This is a genomic window from Pantoea sp. sgz302252 (assembly GCF_047713085.1).
Classification (GTDB): domain Bacteria; phylum Pseudomonadota; class Gammaproteobacteria; order Enterobacterales; family Enterobacteriaceae; genus Scandinavium.
The window spans coordinates 1-16,579 of record NZ_JBLFJW010000036.1 but is presented as its reverse complement, the minus strand read 5'-3'; the positions used below and the strand labels follow the sequence as shown (position 1 = coordinate 16,579).

Here is a 16,579-nt window from a genome sequence, read left to right as displayed (position 1 = left end):
TCTCAGCCTCATAGCACTTTTACCCCCGAGGCTTTCAGCATATCGATGGAAGAACTCATCATGGCCTGGTGCTGTTCATTAATGGTGTCTGAGCGGGTCTGTGACGCAACGCTGCCGGGTTCATATCCGGCTACCGACTGCGCACCGGCGCTCAGGGTCTGCGTTGAACCTGTAGCCAGATCCGTCACCTTATGGGCTTCGCCTTTGTACGCCGACTTTGGCTCAACCAGATACACCACCCGGTTAGAGGTTGGCTGTGCGCCAACGACTTTGCCTTCCACGGAGATCAGTTGCAGTTTTTTATTGGCCTTGTTGCCACAGTAGATCATACGATAGCGGAAATAGCCGCCCCAGGGTTCACGGCCACCCAGGGTGCTTTGCATAAACCAGGCGCGGGAGTCGTGGATCTGTTCATCGTAGAGAGCCAGTAACTCGGCACGGGGCTGGGTACGGATCCCGGTTCCCAGCTTATCGGTGAACAGCTGTGGGTATAACCGGTTGCCGTCTGCTTTCATTTCCTCATATTCAGCGGCTTCATCATCGCCATTGATCAGGAAAACAGCGTGTTTAGGGATAACGTCCAGCGCTATCTGGAGGGGTTTATCCCAGACGCTTTGCCCATTGATGTCACGCACCCAATCTTTGTAGTCATGCTGGAACTCACGGGCGGCTTCACGCAACTGATACTGTGCATTGGTCGGGTCAAGTCCAGGCTTGCCCTGCAAGCTCTCATCCAGCGGTTTACGCATTTTTTTTGCTTCAGCTCGACGCTCTGCCAGTTTCTTCACGTCCGCATCATGTGCAACTTTTTCGTCTTCCAGCCCTGGAATTTTCAACTGTGGGGCTTTATCGAAGAAATTCTGAGCCAGTACGCTGCCATTGGCATAGCGGCCAATACGCCACGCGGTGATCCAGCCAATCTGCTCGATGACAGCGCTTTCAAGGGTCTGGGAAAGCTGGTAGGGGCGATAGCCGCCGTTATTATCCGCGTCTTCCTCGTTACCCTGCAAAGTCGTATTAAGCAGGGTTTGTCGCCAGATATTGAAGCGATTGGCTAATTGGGAGCCTACATCGAATTCCAGCAGAGTTTTACCGTCCATTTCTCTGGATGGTGAGATTCCACTTATTAGTTCCGTTGAACATGAAGGATCAATGGCTAGAGGTGCTCCAGCTTCAAACGCAGCAGCATACATATCGTGAAGAACAATTTGGGATAGCACTTCCTCTGTACCGTTGAGGGATTTGCCCTGATCGCCCGGCGGGTAGCCGCCCCCAACATCCGAATGCATACCGGGATAAATCACTTCCTTAGAATAAGACGGATAGCTCCCATCATCAGCCCGGCGAATAGAGTCCAGCGGGAAACACAAGCGCTGCTCATGCGCGGCAACAAAATGACGGCAGCATTTAATCAGTCCGGGGAATTTTTCTTCATCGGGCAGGGGCTGAGTGTCATCCGCCCAGCCCATATGGCCTGCGGCTCCAGGCACGATATGCGCCGCCCCAACTGATGCGACCGTATCCAGTAAGCCGACAAATTCGATGCTAACCGGCAATCCGGCCAGCGTGATGGGTTGGTATCCTGCGGCTTTATCGGGAGAAGGCAGTTGCGTCAGCCAGTTAATAAAGGTTCGGGCTTCCGCAGCACCGCGTGAAAAACCATAGATAAACAGCTTAACGCCCAGCAGATGGGGTTGCTGACTCTCTTTAGCCTGAGCTACCAATGCTTTCAACAGTGGATTAATGGCATTGCGGCGGTTCACCTCCCCCGAAAACGGAGCATGCGCACACATCCCCGGCAGCATCCCTTTGGCTACACCATCGTCAAGCCGCTTAGCGCCCTTGGTGATTGCATAGCTTAACGCGTCAACCAGTCTTAATAGCGCCCAATTAATACGATTTTCCCCGCCTGTGGCGTATTTCAGGCCATCGTCGCTGTAATCTATTTCACCAATTTTAGGGAACGGAGTGCCTACGCCGGGAATATAGTAGCGAAAATAGCCATCTCTTTCTGCATCCTGGTAGGTTGCATGGTAAAGCTTTGCAATATTTGTCGGATGCGGCGGTTTAGCTATCTCCGTATCGTTGTGCTCATTGTTCCCTGTACCATCAAAGAACAGGCTGATATGCAGACTACGACAGCAGGCAAACCCCGCTCTCCGCCCCTTGCTCTCCCCTAACCGGGTTTTATAGTCCAGTTCTTCCTGTATTTGCTTTTTATAATTGGTATTAACCTGCTGCTCACTCAAGGGTAAACGCCCGGATTCGGGAAATAACGGTGGTGCCCAGCAAGGATTCGCTAAACTCATTTCACCGGACATGATGCAGGCTCCTTCATATTCAGAGGCTCTTTAATCGGATAATTTGGTGTACCGTACCCTGAACAAACCGTTGTCACTTTCACCTGGTTACAGGGTAAAAAGTGGACGGTTAAACCACAGCGCTCTTTGCCGTATTGAGGTATATCAACCGTGGTGCTATGTGTTTGAAAACTGCTTTCCAGGGCATTTTTCCAAACCTGGAATTTGACCCTATCTTTATAACCCGGAAATGCAGGGGCCGTATGAGGGTCAACTTCCCACTCTATGTGAGCTTTTAATCCTGAGTTCCATTTTTCTGGAAGTTGAATACAGCAGTAACCACCACCCAATCCTGGAACATGATACCCATTCACAGAAAATCCATTGATTCCAATACCATCAATATGATTGACTGCTCGTAAATCTCCTGAAGTATAACCCTCATCACTGGCACTTGAGCAACCAGAGACAAACAGTATCAACAGCAGAAAAGCATATTTTAAGCCGGACATGATGCAGGCCCCTTCATATTCAGAGGCTCTTTAATCGGGTAATTTGGCGTACCGTATCCTGAGCAAACCGTTGTCACTTTCACCTGGTTACAGGGCAAAAAGTGGACGGTTAAACCACAGCGCTCTTTGCCGTATTGAGGGATATCAACGATGGTGCTGTGCTGTTGATATTTAGTTTTATGTCGAGCATATGCTTCACGGAATTCATCAGTTCCTAAGGGGGGTAAAATGACATTTGGGTTCGGGTCAACTTCCCACTCGATATGGGCTTTTAATCCTGGTTTCCATTCATCTGGAAGCATGATGCAACACGAGTTGCCCGTCAGTGTCCCGCCGTAACCATTGACTGAAAACGAGTTAACACCGCTGTCGGCCATATGGTTAAAACCTCGTAAGTCGCCAGCGGTATACCCCTCATCACTGGCATGTGAGCAACCAGAAACAAACAGTATCAGCAGCAGAAAAGCATATTTTAAGCCAGACATGATGCAGGCTCCTTTTGATAAAACATGTTTTGAACGGATATTCATTGTTCACCTCCAGTGCGGATTCCCGCAGCGGCAGCGCCACCGGACGAGAAAATCTGTGATGGCAGCACAAACCCGCGCAGGTCGAGCAGCGACAGCGGCCCTTTACCCAGCTCCGTGCGCAGCTGGTAGTTCAGCGCCACGCCGTCCGGGGTGATCCAGGCCACGCGATAGAGGTTGTCACCCAGATCTGTGACCAGCGCTTTATCCAGCAGGCGAATAAAGCCCCAGCTTCCCGGCTCATCGGAATAGAGTCGAGCGCCGGTTTTCACCGTGCGCCAGGTCAGCGTGGTCTGGGGTTGCCAGCGGTTGTCCGGCCAGGTCAGGGTCTGCCAGCTTTCTTCCTGGTTGAAATACTGGAGTTTCTGCCTGTCCAGCGTCAGGTCGGATTCCACCACATCGCGGGAAGGCTTCGCCATCAGCTGGAAATGCAGCTCCACGTCGCCATGTGCAAAGGCCACGTTAGCGACACGGGTCAGGCGGTTAAGCGCGGTGAGAAACGCCGGGTTAAACGTCAGCCCCTGGCTGTTCATCGCATCCGGCCCCCACTTATCCCCCTCAAGTCGCAGCAGGCCACCCAGACGGGTCTGGATAAACTGCGCAATACGCCCGGTGTCTGAGCGCATAAACTGCGCCAGCTCGGGCAGAGAAGCCTCGCTCTGGCGGTCGGTAAACGGATAGCGGTCTGCGAACGATGCATTCCACGGGGTCACGATATCGCTTTGCCACTGGCTGTTGAGGCTCTCCGAGGTCGGGGAAAGTACCTGCTCCCAGGCCTGGAGCATCGGCTGCACAAAGACCGTCTGGCCGAAACCGCTCCACTCCTGACCGAGACTCGCAGCAATCAGACTGCCGTAGTCGCGGGTGTCGGTGAGATCGACCGCTTTGCCCTGAAACACGGTCAGCGCCAGCGACTGCATCATCGCCTGCGGATCAGGCGCGTTTGTCACCTGCTGAAGCCGCAGGCGAACACGGGTGATACGGGTCAGGAAAGTTTGCAGACTCAGGCTGTTCTGTGAGCCGTTCCCGCCCGTCAGCGACAGTAACGGGCCAAAGGTCGCATCAAGTGGGCCGTGCGCCTCATTTCCGGCCTGCTGTATGGCGGCATTGGTCTTGTCACTGTGGATCAGGTTTTTGGCTGAACTCACCAGGGAGTCAGTCAGATCGCCCCCGGTCTGCCCGGCACGGCCCTGCACGTTCAGGGTGTTTATCAGCGCAATCAGCGGCGACTGCCGCACATCAGCCAGCAAGGTCAGTTGTTCAATCGACTCCGACAGGCTTCCGGCCTGATGCCATTGCAGGCTGTTGAGGAATTTAAGCCACACCCCGGAATAATCAGAGAAGTACCGTGCCGTCAGCCGGGCTTTCAGTGTGTCAGGGGAAACCGTGCCGGTGGCATCGCCGGAATGCAGGGCATCGCTCAGCACCCAGTCGATTTCTTCCCGCCGTGATTTCGCCAGCTTCTCGATGGCAGGCTGAATTTCTTCTTCCCAGGCCTTACGCGTAAATACGCCGGGTACGGTGACATCGGTACTGAACAGCTGGCTGCTGTCCGTGCCGTTCACCATCGCACTCAGCGTCATATCCGCATAATCACGGGATACCTGCTCAATCATCTTCTGGTAGCGTGTGGATTCCGCATTGCTGACCCCAATCTGGCGCAACAGGCCAGAACGCATGCCGCTGACCAGGCGCATATCAGGCGTGGTTCGCCAGTCCAGATGGGCCGGAAGGTTCTGCATCATAAAGGCCAGCATACTGTTGCCGACCATGCGCCAGGTGCCGTCCTGCACACCCTCGCGCTGCGGCCAGTACTGTATGGTTGTCGCGCTAAAAAAGGCCGGGTCTGCTTTATCCGGGCGGGAGAGCATCAGATAGGCCCGCAGCAGGTCATACATCACTTTCGACTGTGAGGCTCGCTGCGGATCATCAGGGGGCAGATTGCGCCAGGTATTCATCAGTGAAGAGAGGTGCTGTGCCGACGCATCTCGCAGTAACGGCATCGCCGCCTGCTGCCAGTACGGCCAGAGAGCTTCAAGCACATCATCGTTGCGACTGAGGCCCATGCGCATATACCACGGAGCACCGTATTTTTGACGGTGTTGCAGGCGCTCAATTTCATGTTGCAACTGATAAAGCGCCATCAGCCGTTTCGGCAGTGGCTGACGTGTATCCGTGGCTTTCTGTGCAAGCTGCTGATCGGCCTGCATCAGACGCAGGTTCGCCGCCCAGGAAAAGACCGTTGCCGCCAGCCAGAACGCCAGCAGGCAGGTGCAGGCCAGCAGTAAGGATTTACGCCACGACACGCCGGTTGCCACCGGCTTTCGCCAGCGCTGCGCGAGTAAATCAAGCCAGGCTTTACCCGGTTGCCAGGCATGCCGTAAGGAGGCCGCTCCCGAGGTGATGACCGGGCTGAAAACCATCCCGCCGAGCGGCAGAGAACGTGCGCCTTCTGCCAGCAGTGAAAGCGTGTGCGTCAGGCGTTCGGTGCCGCCATCACGGAGGCTGTGGGCCAGCTGCAACAGGAAGGTATGTCTTCTGTCATTGAGGGTCTGCTGCATCCCCTGCCGTACCAGGGCTGCTTCAAGCTGGTTCAGGGAATGACGAAAATCCCCGGCCTCATCGCCCGGCGCTGACAGGAAGCCAGTGGCCTGTATCGGCAGGCCGGGTTGTTCCCAATCCGGCGCGTGGGTTTCCCACAACCACAGCGGCACTTCCCAGCCCAACTGGTGATACTGTTTTTGCAGCTGGCGAGCGACAGTATCGAGGGTGTCATGAGAAAGAGTGGTCTGCGCATTCACGACCCAGATAAACGCATCGGCAAGACGGCGGCGAATTTTGCGCAGGGCTTTTAATTGGGCCGCATCCGGTTCATCTACCGGACTACCGTGCCACAGCAACAGCGCCCCGTGCCCTTCAAGCCAGTGCTGCGTCGTCAGCCCCGGAATGGCCTGCTCCACCTCGTTTTCTTCCCCGACAATCAGCATGATCCGCACCTTGCTGCGCCAGCGCCTGCCGTACTGGAATCGCAACTGGGTGGTAATGTCTTTCACCAGCTGATTTTCAGGTGGCCGTTGTTTCTTATTCCCGGTAACGCCGGTGGCTTCCCGAGCCTTGAGCTTAACCAGCGCTTTCCAGCACAGGATGAACGGCGCACAGAACCAGATGAGCACCAGCCAGACCATCGCGGCCCGGAAAGCAATCTGCCCCGGTAACAGTTCCGGCAGGTCAAAGCTGCTTCCCGCAAAGTAATAGAGCAGCGCCCCGAGCAATACCAGCAGGGTGATCGCGATGACGTAGCCAGTGACCAGCCAGAATAATGAATGACGGGGTTCAGTGCGGGAGGTTTCCACGGGGAACGCAAACTCCTGTAATAAATTGAGATTCCATCAATGTCGCCGTCCAGCCGCAGGTCTGCCCCTGGAGGGCTGACAGCACGGCCAGAGACTGCATGACAAAAGGCGTAACCGGCCCGGCGTTACCCAGCCACGGCATCAGAACGTAATCGACAGCTGACCAGCCGGACGGTAAAAGCGCATCCATCGAGGATGAATCTGCGGCCAGCATACCTTCAGGCAAACCGCGCAGACTGGCATAGCGGCTAAGCTGCTCTGTCAGCTGCGCCGGAGTTTCCCCCGCATCAGGCTGGAGTATTTCGCTGCGCGTCACGATGGCTTCTGCCTGGTGTCCACACAGCCAGGCAAATCCGGCCTCCGAAGCGGTGTATTCCGCTGACGGTTTTGCCTCACCGAAACCCGCGCACAGCAGCAGCGCCTGTTCATCGTCGGGCATGGCATCAATGACCTTATCCAGTTCGGCTGCGCTTTGCAGTTGAAGCACGTCTTCCGGCAGGCGAATACCATCGGATTCCAGCACCAGGCTGAACGCGTTGAGGCTCTGCTCATCGCCCAGCCAGCAAAACACCTGTACCGGTCGGGTTTCATTGGATTCGCGCAAGCGGGTCAGCACCAGACGGGCCAGATAGCGGCCCAGCAGTACAGCGCGGTTTTCCCGGCCTGCCAGCCCCAATACCTTCGGGCAATGCAACAGCGCACTACCCGAAGTGTCATCGACCGATACCGGCACAACGGGAAACGGCGGCGACAGAAGCGCCTGATGGTCAGCCTCTTTATCGCCCACTGGCGTAACCAGCATCACGGTTTCCACCGGCAACACACGCGAACGGTGTCGCCACCAGGCCCGGACAGAAGACGCTATTTCCTCCCTGTGCGTCTCACGGTTCGAAACGGACTGAAGCCAGACCAGCCAGCGCAACGCGACGGCCACAGTCCAGACAATCAACGGACACACCAGGCTCCAGAACCAGAAGTCAGGGGTTCGGGTGGGCTTACCTTCCGGCCACAGCAACATCGTCGCCATCGCGGCCAGAAACAAAATTACCGGCAGTGCAATCCACCATCGCCGCCAGCGAGCGGGATGAAGCTCGGCATACTCAGGGTAACGCGGCGGGAAGATCATCCATGAACATCCATCGTGCTGAGTGAACTGACCAGCGTACAGCCGCAGGCGCATTTGTGGCCGTCGAGGGCTACAGCCTTGCCGTTAACCGTACTGCCGGACGTACCCTGCACAATGCTGGTCATGCCATGCTTATTGCAACGGGCTTTATCCCCCACGCAGGCCACCGGCTTACCGAAGGCCTCATAGCTGCCGCTCAGCACTTCGCCGCCGTATTCCCTGAGCACATCCCCTACTCGAATCAGCTTTTTCAGGCTCACAGGACTTTCACCCCCGAGGCTTTCAGCATATCGATGGAGGAACTCATCATGGCCTGATGCTGCTCATTAATGGTGTCTGAGCGGGTCTGTGATGCGACACTGCCGGGTTCATATCCTGCTGCCGACTGCGCACCGGCGGTCAGGGTCTGCGTCGTGCCTGTAGCCAGATCCGTCACCTTGTGGACTTCACCTTTGTACGCCGATTTTGGCTCGACCAGATACACAACCCGATTGGAGGTCGGCTGTGCGCCAACGACTTTGCCCTCCACGGAGATCAGTTGCAGCTTTTTATTGGCCTTGTTGCCGCAGTAGATCATGCGATAGCGGAAGTAGCCGCCCCAGGGTTCACGGCCACCCAGCGAACTTTGCATAAACCAGGCGCGTGAATCGTGGATCTGCTCGTCGTAGAGGGCCAGTAATTCGGCGCGAGGCTGGGTGCGGATTCCCGTACCCAGCTTATCGGTGAACAGCTGTGGGTATAACCGGTTGCCGTCAGCCTTCATTTCCTCATATTCAGCGGCTTCATCATCGCCATTAATCAGGAAAACAGCGTGTTTAGGGATCACATCGAGAACGACCTGTTTGGTTTTCTCAATGAAGCTGCCGTTGATGTCGCGCCCCCACTCTTTGTAGTCGCTCTGGAACTCACGGGCGGCTTCACGCAGCTGGTACTGCGCAGTGGTTGGATCGAGGTCTGGAATACCCTGATTATTCACATCAGGCGTTTTGCGATCCTTTAGCACTTTGGCCCTTCCCGCTCTGATGACTTTCATTCTTTCATCATGCGTCTCGGCCTCTTTTTCGAGTCCAGCTTCATCCAGCTGTGGCGCATTTTTGTAGAAATATTGCGCGGTGAGACTGCCGTGGGCATAGCGCCCAATACGCCAGGCGGTGATCCAGCCAATCTGCTCAGTGACGGCACTCTCAAGGGTTTGCGACAGCTGATAGGCACGATACCCCTCCTGCCTTTCGGCATCAGCACTATTGCCCTGCAACGTGGTGTTGAGGAGGGTTTGTCGCCAGATGTTAAAACGATTAATAAGTTCTTTGCTGAACTCGAATTCGTCCCGTGTGCTGACGTTCATCAGCCGTGAGGGCGATTTATCTTTTATCAATTCGGTTGTAGAAGAGGGCTGAACGGTTAGTGGTGCTCCAGCTTCAAACGCTGCGAGATACATATCATGCAGCACTATTTGGGAAAGAATTTCACCTCTACCGCCACAGGATTTACCTTGATCGCGCGGAGGATAACCACCGCCTACATCCGAGTGCATTCCAGGATAGATAACTTCCTGGGTATTTGGCGGGTAGCTGCCATCTGGCCGCCGAATGGAGTCTAACGGGAAGCACAGGCGCTGCTCATGCGCAGAAACGAAATGGCGACAGCATTTGATCAGGCCAAGGAATTTGCCCTCATCGGGCAGCTGTTGAGTATTATCAGCCCAACCCATATGACCTGCGGCTCCAGGCAGGATGTGCGCCGCACCCACTGAAGGAACAGTATCGAGCAGCCCCAAAAATTCGATACTCACCGGCAATCCGGCCAGCGTCAGTTTGTCGTATGGAAGTTTCGTTTTCGGATCGGGCAACTGCGCCAACCAGCTGACAAAAGCACGGGCTTCCGCTGCACCACGGGAAAAGCCGTAGATGAACAATTTGACGTTAATCAGGTGTGGCTGATGAGTGGGGATTTGCGCTTCCAGCGGCTGCAAAAACTTATTCATCGCCAGACGGCGGTTCACTTCACCCGTGAAGGGCAACGGCTCACGCATCCCTGCCAGACTGGCTTTCATCGTGGGTGCAGGAATGTGCTGCTTTGTAATGGCAAAAGTCAGCGCGTCGGCCAGCTGCAATAAGCCCCAATTAATACGATCTTCCCCACCGGCAGCAAAGGCCAGGCCATCGGTGCTGTAATCCATTTCCCCAATATCAGGGAACGGCGTACCCACACCCGGAATGTAATAGGCAAAATAGCCATCGGCTTCAGCTGTCTTCGCGTAAGTGGCATGAAACAGCTTGGCGATATTCGTCGGGTGAGAGGGTGAGGCGTTTGTATCGTTGTGCTCATTGTTGCCCGTGCCATCGAAAAACAGGCTGATGTGCAGGCTCTGACTACAGGTGAAGCCCAGCTTAACGCCGACCTGCGCACTCAGTTGCGCCTTAAAATCATCGGCCTCTTTCATCTGCTTTTTATAATTGGCATTTACCTGTGCTTCTGACAGCGTTAAGCGACCACCGTCAGGGAATTCAGGTGGTGCCCAGCAGGGTAAAGCCAGGCTCATTTCACTGGACATGACGCAGGCTCCTTCATATTGAGTGGCTCCTTCACCGGATATTCAGGCGCACCATAGCCGTAGCATGAGGTGGTCACTTTGACCTGATTACAAGGCAGGAAGTGAACCGTTAGGCCACAAGCTTGATCATATTTTGGAATATCTACGATAGTGGAGTGCTGCTGGTATTTAGCAGCATGTTGCGCATACGCCTTTTTGTATTCTTCTGTACCCAAAGGTGGAAGGGATGCATATGCATCTGGGTCTACCTCCCAATTAATATTGGCTTTTAAACCAGGCCGCCACTTATCGGGCAGCATAATGCAGCAACTGTTTCCGGTTAACGTGCCGCCGTAACCATTCACGGAAAATGAGTTCACGGTCTGCACCGCTACGTGGTTGATGCCACTGATGTTAGCCGCACTGGATGCCGTATCAGTCGCGCTTGCACACCCTGCAACCAAAACCATCAGGAATGCGCAACACACCTTCAGCATGCGATTTATTTTCATCCCGGAAATCCTTCCTTATCAATTTGTTGTCCTGATAAACGCACAATCAGGCTTAATTCACTGGACATGACACAGGCTCCTTCATATTGAGTGGCTCCTTCACCGGATATTCAGGCGCACCATAGCCGTAGCAAGAGGTGGTCACTTTGACCTGATTACAAGGCAAGAAGTGAACCGTCAGGCCGCATGCCTGGTCATATTTGGGAATATCAACGGTCGTTTCATGTAGCTGAAAACTTCCTTCAAGAGCCTTTTTCCATGCATCAAATTTCACGCGGTCTTTATAGCCGGGAAATGACGGTGCAGTCTGGGGGTCGACTTCCCATTGGATATTGGCTTTTAAGCCAGCCTGCCATGTATCGGGCAGCATGATGCAGCAGCTGTTACCGGTTAGCGAACCGCCGTAGCCGTTGACCGTAAACGAGTTCACGGTCTGCCCCGCAACATGGTTGATGCCACTGATGTTTGCCGCGCTCGATGGCGAACGCGCTGACGGTGAACATCCCGTACTCAGCAGCGCGACCATAAGCATGCTGTTAAGCAGTAAAGCACTGCGGAGCAGCCTCATCGCGTTATCCCTCAAAATCCTGTAACGCACCGAAATACCCTGCATCGTTAGCTTTGAAGGCGATATCCAGGCACTGCGCAAAATGGCTTTCCCGGCTGATATTGCTGACGCTTTTTTCTTTCATCAGCGTTTCGGCATCACCGATGCAACCCATCAGGCCAACCTGAGCATCATCTACCCGGCTTAACTCCGGGTTATCGGCCAACGTGCGCGTCGGTAAGAAACTGCCCGTCTTCCAGACGATCTCGCCGTCTCTGTCTCTCCAGCCCCAGAACAGCGCGATATCAGTAAACGCGGTCTGTTGCTCTGCGGTGAGGACGTGGGCCAGCAAGGAGGGGAATACGCGGTTATCGTAAAACCGCAGCAGACCGGTTTGTTCCTCCCACTGCACCTGCGACAAGGCCTGCAAGTGGCGGCACAGCAGATCAAAGGCCAGGGGGGAGATAATCAGCGTCAGGCGTGGCGTGTCCGAGAAGTATTCCAGCAGCTGCTCCAGCCACATTCGGTGACTCGTTACCGCAAAATGCAGCCGCATGACGATCGGGGAATACTCCAACGTTCCCCCTTCCGGGGTTCCCTCGAACAGCTCAAACCAGAGAGCCTCTGGCGATAACTGGCGCAGGGCATTTTGCAGCGGCTGGTCGGTTCCGGCCTGATCTACCAGAACATCGATATAGTCCTGCCCGGCTGCGGAACAGAGGGATTCAGCCTGTTGCATCCAGAGCATGTGCTTTTTGAGCGTTACCGGCGGTGTCGTTGTCATTACCTGTCCTTATCCACGCGCCGCAAAGGCGGCAGCGGCTTCCTGCGCTTTCTTCAGGCAGTCCTTACACACCGATTTCGGCAGTTCCGGCAGCTGTGTTTCAACGCTCGCTGGCGCATCCCAGACGTGCTGGCCTTTCAGGCTCAGTTTCCCTGGGGTATGGATTTCAATCGCGCCCTGCGGGGTGATGCGAATCGACCCGCCACCACAGCCCAGCACAATGCCGTTTTTTGCGGAAAGATGCAGACCCCCCTGCGTGGACTGCACGGTGACATCCTTCAGAGCCGTTAGCCCCATAAGGTCGCCATGCGATTCGAGGGTCAGCGGCCCTTTACCGGACACCATGCGCATCCCTTCCTGCTGCGCGAGCAGTGAAATGGTCTGGCTGGCGTTCAGGGAGAGTCGCTCCCCACTGGCAATATTGGCTTCACCCTGACTTTGCAAGTGCAGCGTCTGGCCACTGTTAACCAGAACGGTTTCCGGGCTGACCACGCCAATGCCCTGCGGGGCGCTCAGCAGCATGGCCGGAGACTTCAGTTGATCGGCAGCAGCAAGATAGGCTTTCAGGTGCGTGGCATCTGGCTGAAGGTTGTGGTGTGACTGCGTGATAGTGTGCCAGTCAGCCATCTGGCTGATAGCCCCTTTGACCAGGCTTATCGCCGAAGACATTTCCAGCACCTGACCGGTGGCCGTAGCCTGCGCATCTGCGGTAAGGAACAGCCCTTTACCGGCGCGAAGTGTACCGGTACTGTCGGTGCGCAGCTCAAAACCCTCGCCGCGTTTATTACGAGAACTGTCAACGATATGGCCAAGTGACAGCTGGCTTTTGCCGCCATACTCCGTCGAAATTTTTACGTGCTCAGCCCCGCGCCGATCCTCAAATCTCAGTTTGTTGTTAGCAGGAGTTCTTAGTACATTTCGTTGATAATTATAGAGATTTACATGATCCTCATGCCGGGAGTCATGCATGGCACAGAGGATGTACGGCCTGTCAGGATCACCGTTGGTGAAGGCAATCATCACCTCTGTTCCGGCAATCAGCGGGAAATGCCAGCCATAAACGTTACCGGCGTAAGGTTTTGCCAGCCGTACAGGAAGGCTTTCAAAGCCAGCCTGCCAGGTCGTGTTGAGGTCAAACTGGAAACGCACCCGGTAGCGCCCGGTTTCATCCAGCTCGGCATACTGCGCGTTTTCTACCGGACTCGTCACCCTGGCAAGCAGCGTACCGGCGATGTGTGGCCGGGCCAGCAAAGGAGGCCGGTAAGAAAGGTGCTGGCGATTGGGAACGGCAGTAAAGCTGATAATGTAGGCGGTATCACGGGAAACGCGCTGTGATGAAGTCGATACCACTAACAATCCGTTCGGTGCATCCTCCCAGTTCTTACCCTGTGGGTGGATAATCATGCCCGGACGAATGTCCATGCCGTTAGATTTACCGTCAAAGACTACCTGCTCAGTGACCAGACGCTCACGGCGGCGTTTAACGAACCAGCGCCCCTGTTCCGGCTGCTCTGCGGCTTCTCTGCCCTGCTCTTTGTAGTGCTCGCCGTAGCGGTATTCTTCGCCGGTGAGCGCAGGCTTATCCAGATCGGTTTCCAGTTGTACCTGCATATCACTCTGGGCTTCGCGGTAGTATTCATCGTTCACCCGCGTCTGCCCGGCAACCGTATGGCGGTTGACCGTCACATCCCACAGCGATTCCAGCCCCCCATCAAACAGACCGGATGGGTGGCGAAACGCGATTTTCGGGCCATCGTTAAAGGCGTAACCGGAATCGCCCAGCACCAGAACATCACGCTGATTTTCTGCATCCCAGGCGAAATAGAAGAACACGCCAACACGGGCCAGGTGGCGCTGAATAAAGGCCAGATCGCTTTCAGCGTAGGAGATAAAGAACTCCCGCACCGGGTACTGCGTGTTCAGCTGATAACGGTAGTCGAGGCTGGAGAACTCCCAGCGTTTCAGGATATCTTCGACGGCCCCAATGACACTTTTGTTCTGGTACACCGCATAGGTCAGGCTGTTGCGCAGCAATGCCAGGCTGGCTTCGAGCACCACCACATAACGCGTGGTATCGGCAGAACGCTCACACTGCTGGAATGATGTAATGACCCCCCGCATCACTCGCGGGGTTACGGCCTGCCAGGGCTTGCCATCGGGGTAAAACAGGAGTTGCGCCGTGGTATTGATCAGCACATCAGCAGGAATATCGGGAGTCGCGCTGGTCAGCTCAATCGAGTAGCGCCACGGGGTATTCAGGACTTCTTCGCCGCTGAATCGCAGCACCGACAGCTGAATGTCAGGGCGTTGTTTTTGCAGCTCCGGCACTTTCAGCTGATAGTGGTTGTAGACCGGAGTTTTGCTCCCCTGAAGGGTAAACGTATTTTCGCTCATGACCTGCTTCTCCCTGGTCAGTTGTTATCAGCTCAGCGTGTACCACTGACCGAGCAAATAGTGCAGATGAGTGCTCATCGCACAGGACACGGCCACAATCGCCAGTAATCCCAAAAGTTGCATCACCCACGGCGAACGTCGCCAGAAACGAATGTCCGGGCGGCGGTTGCAAACAAATATCTGATGGTTGATTTTGTCTTTGCTGACAGGTAACTGCTCACGCAGCTGCTTCAGAAGAGATTGCCGTTCTTCGTTTTCTTCGCCACCATCCCGGTAATATTTCCCCTGATAGCCCAGCGTCAGCATGCGGTGATAGCAAGTAAGAATGGCTTCAGATGGCGCAGGCTCTCTCAGCAGCTTTTTGATGTGTTCATAGAAGTATTCGCCGCCATGAATATTATCCAGAAAACGCCCCTGCAATGGCGTCTCAGCCCACCAAACAGATACATCGGTATCTGGCTGAGTCATTACTGCCTCATCCAGAAATACACAATGTGCAAATTTAATTTCGTCGGCAAAAGTATTGGACGCACCAGCGGAGTGGAGTTTTTCCTGAACTTGCTCGACCATTTTTTCACAATGCTGATAGAGGGCTTTATCAACAACCACACCGGGAATATTCCTGATGGCTAAAGCGAGGAGCCACGTATCCTGAAATATAATATCGATGAATGAAGGTGTGATGGGTTGTGCCTGTATATCCGTCCCGGAACTCGTTAAAGTCACGCAGCTATGTCCATGATTAGAATGAGGCTCATTATCAATGATGGTATTTGTGCGCAATCGGACGAGCAATGAAACGGGTGTTACAAAGTGTAACTGGAATAGTACTTCAACCTCACAAGCCTTGCCACAGGCGGAACTGGAAATAATCTGAAAATATCCCAAAAGACAATTCAATAATTTACCACTTTATTCAGAAAGCAAATACATTCACGAAATATATATTATTGAAAATCATTCCCTGAAAATATTTTAGCAGCCCTAACTAAAACTTAAGGACCACTTCCCAATAACAACGATTGTGCATGTATGGAGGTGGCTTGTCAGATTAGTTATATTGTTCCTTTGGCGCTATTGATCCTACCCACGTAATGTGGACACAGCCCTAAGCGAGATTCAGGTTTTCAAATTGTTCCGGGCTGAGACCGCCACACGCACTGTGGCGACGCCAGCGATTATAATCACACTCGATATAATTAAATACCGTCGTCCGCATTATTTCACGGCTGGCAAAGCGTTCTCCGTGGATACATTCCACTTTCAGTGAGTGAAAGAAGCTTTCCACGCAGGCATTGTCATAGCAGCAGCCTTTTGCGCTCATGCTCCCGCGCAGATTATGGCGTTTCAGCAGGGTCTGATAATCCGATGAGCAATACTGACCACCACGGTCCGTATGAACAATCACATTTTCCGGACGTTTACGCCGCCAGAGTGCCATTTGCAGCGCATCACAGGCCAGTTGTGCCGTCATTCGCGGCGACATCGACCAGCCAATGACGGCACGTGACCACAGGTCAATCACCACCGCCAGATACAGCCAGCCTTCATCGGTACGCAAGTACGTGATGTCGCCTGCCCACTTCTGGTTCGGGCCGCTGGCGTAAAAATCCTGTTTTAGCAGATTCTCTGACACCGGCAGACCATGTGCGCGGTAGCTGACCGGGCTGAACTTCCGGCTCGCTTTTGCCCGCAGTCCCTGACGACGCAAGCTGGCGGCAATGGTTTTGATGTTGTACTCCGGCAACTCCTCAGCGAGACGCGGCGCACCATAGCGTTGTTTTGCCTCAGTGAATGCCTTACGGACAGCCTCATCGCAGACAAGCCGGAACTGCTGACCCGGGCTTGTCTGATGACAACGCAGACGCCAGGCATACCAGCCACTACGGGCGACCCGCAGCACCCGACACATCGCTTTGATGCTGAATTCAGCCTGATGTTTTTCGATAAAGACATACTTCATTTCAGGCGCTTCGCGAAGTATGTCGCGG

General features: G+C 54.5%; 13 protein-coding genes. All 13 read right to left on the bottom strand.

The window, feature by feature from the left end; genetic code table 11:
- Positions 1 to 8 precede the first annotated feature (8 nt).
- The gene (locus ACLW56_RS21310) at positions 9 to 2,321 is read right to left on the bottom strand and encodes a DUF2235 domain-containing protein (protein WP_330985705.1); all 2,313 of its coding nucleotides are present in this window, start codon (positions 2,319 to 2,321) and stop codon (positions 9 to 11) included.
- Positions 2,306 to 2,812, bottom strand: coding sequence for a DUF3304 domain-containing protein (locus ACLW56_RS21305; RefSeq protein WP_330985704.1), 507 nt, complete (start codon positions 2,810 to 2,812; stop codon positions 2,306 to 2,308). Before ACLW56_RS21305 ends, ACLW56_RS21310 begins: the two co-directional genes overlap by 16 nt.
- The gene (locus ACLW56_RS21300) at positions 2,800 to 3,342 is read right to left on the bottom strand and encodes a DUF3304 domain-containing protein (RefSeq protein ID WP_330985703.1); all 543 of its coding nucleotides are present in this window, start codon (positions 3,340 to 3,342) and stop codon (positions 2,800 to 2,802) included. Before ACLW56_RS21300 ends, ACLW56_RS21305 begins: the two co-directional genes overlap by 13 nt.
- A complete protein-coding gene (locus ACLW56_RS21295; RefSeq protein WP_330985702.1) occupies positions 3,339 to 6,692 on the bottom strand; it encodes an ImcF-related family protein in 3,354 nt (1,117 codons plus the stop codon). The genes ACLW56_RS21300 and ACLW56_RS21295 overlap by 4 nt, the downstream gene beginning before the upstream one ends.
- On the bottom strand, positions 6,673 to 7,818 hold the full coding sequence (locus ACLW56_RS21290; RefSeq protein ID WP_330985701.1) for a hypothetical protein: 1,146 nt from the start codon (positions 7,816 to 7,818) through the stop codon (positions 6,673 to 6,675). The genes ACLW56_RS21295 and ACLW56_RS21290 overlap by 20 nt, the downstream gene beginning before the upstream one ends.
- Positions 7,815 to 8,072, bottom strand: coding sequence for a PAAR domain-containing protein (locus tag ACLW56_RS21285; protein WP_330985735.1), 258 nt, complete (start codon positions 8,070 to 8,072; stop codon positions 7,815 to 7,817). Before ACLW56_RS21285 ends, ACLW56_RS21290 begins: the two co-directional genes overlap by 4 nt.
- Before the next feature lie 2 nt (positions 8,073 to 8,074).
- On the bottom strand, positions 8,075 to 10,372 hold the full coding sequence (locus ACLW56_RS21280; protein ID WP_330985700.1) for a DUF2235 domain-containing protein: 2,298 nt from the start codon (positions 10,370 to 10,372) through the stop codon (positions 8,075 to 8,077).
- A complete protein-coding gene (locus ACLW56_RS21275; protein ID WP_330985699.1) occupies positions 10,357 to 10,863 on the bottom strand; it encodes a DUF3304 domain-containing protein in 507 nt (168 codons plus the stop codon). The genes ACLW56_RS21280 and ACLW56_RS21275 overlap by 16 nt, the downstream gene beginning before the upstream one ends.
- Before the next feature lie 52 nt (positions 10,864 to 10,915).
- On the bottom strand, positions 10,916 to 11,431 hold the full coding sequence (locus ACLW56_RS21270) for a DUF3304 domain-containing protein (protein ID WP_330985698.1): 516 nt from the start codon (positions 11,429 to 11,431) through the stop codon (positions 10,916 to 10,918).
- 4 nt (positions 11,432 to 11,435) lie between these two features.
- Entirely contained in the window at positions 11,436 to 12,194 is a 759-nt protein-coding gene (locus ACLW56_RS21265; RefSeq protein WP_330985697.1) for a DUF4123 domain-containing protein, read from the bottom strand.
- Between the two features lie 9 nt (positions 12,195 to 12,203).
- Entirely contained in the window at positions 12,204 to 14,588 is a 2,385-nt protein-coding gene (locus ACLW56_RS21260) for a type VI secretion system tip protein VgrG (protein WP_330985696.1), read from the bottom strand.
- A 27-nt stretch (positions 14,589 to 14,615) separates the two neighbouring features.
- The gene (gene tssL / locus ACLW56_RS21255) at positions 14,616 to 15,197 is read right to left on the bottom strand and encodes a type VI secretion system protein TssL, short form (RefSeq protein ID WP_330985695.1); all 582 of its coding nucleotides are present in this window, start codon (positions 15,195 to 15,197) and stop codon (positions 14,616 to 14,618) included.
- A gap of 499 nt (positions 15,198 to 15,696) precedes the next feature.
- Positions 15,697 to 16,579, bottom strand: an 883-nt coding sequence (locus ACLW56_RS21250) for an IS3 family transposase (protein ID WP_330985694.1), incomplete at its 5' end; no start/stop codon positions are given.

What these genes read in the sequence shown, in the direction of transcription:
- ACLW56_RS21310 (WP_330985705.1), bottom strand. Translation starts at nt 2,321, where the DNA reads ATGTCCGGTGAAATGAGTTTAGCGAATCCTTGCTGGGCACCACCGTTA.
- ACLW56_RS21305 (WP_330985704.1), bottom strand. Translation starts at nt 2,812, where the DNA reads ATGTCCGGCTTAAAATATGCTTTTCTGCTGTTGATACTGTTTGTCTCT.
- ACLW56_RS21300 (WP_330985703.1), bottom strand. Translation starts at nt 3,342, where the DNA reads ATGAATATCCGTTCAAAACATGTTTTATCAAAAGGAGCCTGCATCATG.
- ACLW56_RS21290 (WP_330985701.1), bottom strand. Translation starts at nt 7,818, where the DNA reads ATGATCTTCCCGCCGCGTTACCCTGAGTATGCCGAGCTTCATCCCGCT.
- ACLW56_RS21280 (WP_330985700.1), bottom strand. Translation starts at nt 10,372, where the DNA reads ATGTCCAGTGAAATGAGCCTGGCTTTACCCTGCTGGGCACCACCTGAA.
- ACLW56_RS21275 (WP_330985699.1), bottom strand. Translation starts at nt 10,863, where the DNA reads ATGAAAATAAATCGCATGCTGAAGGTGTGTTGCGCATTCCTGATGGTT.
- ACLW56_RS21270 (WP_330985698.1), bottom strand. Translation starts at nt 11,431, where the DNA reads ATGAGGCTGCTCCGCAGTGCTTTACTGCTTAACAGCATGCTTATGGTC.
- ACLW56_RS21265 (WP_330985697.1), bottom strand. Translation starts at nt 12,194, where the DNA reads ATGACAACGACACCGCCGGTAACGCTCAAAAAGCACATGCTCTGGATG.
- ACLW56_RS21260 (WP_330985696.1), bottom strand. Translation starts at nt 14,588, where the DNA reads ATGAGCGAAAATACGTTTACCCTTCAGGGGAGCAAAACTCCGGTCTAC.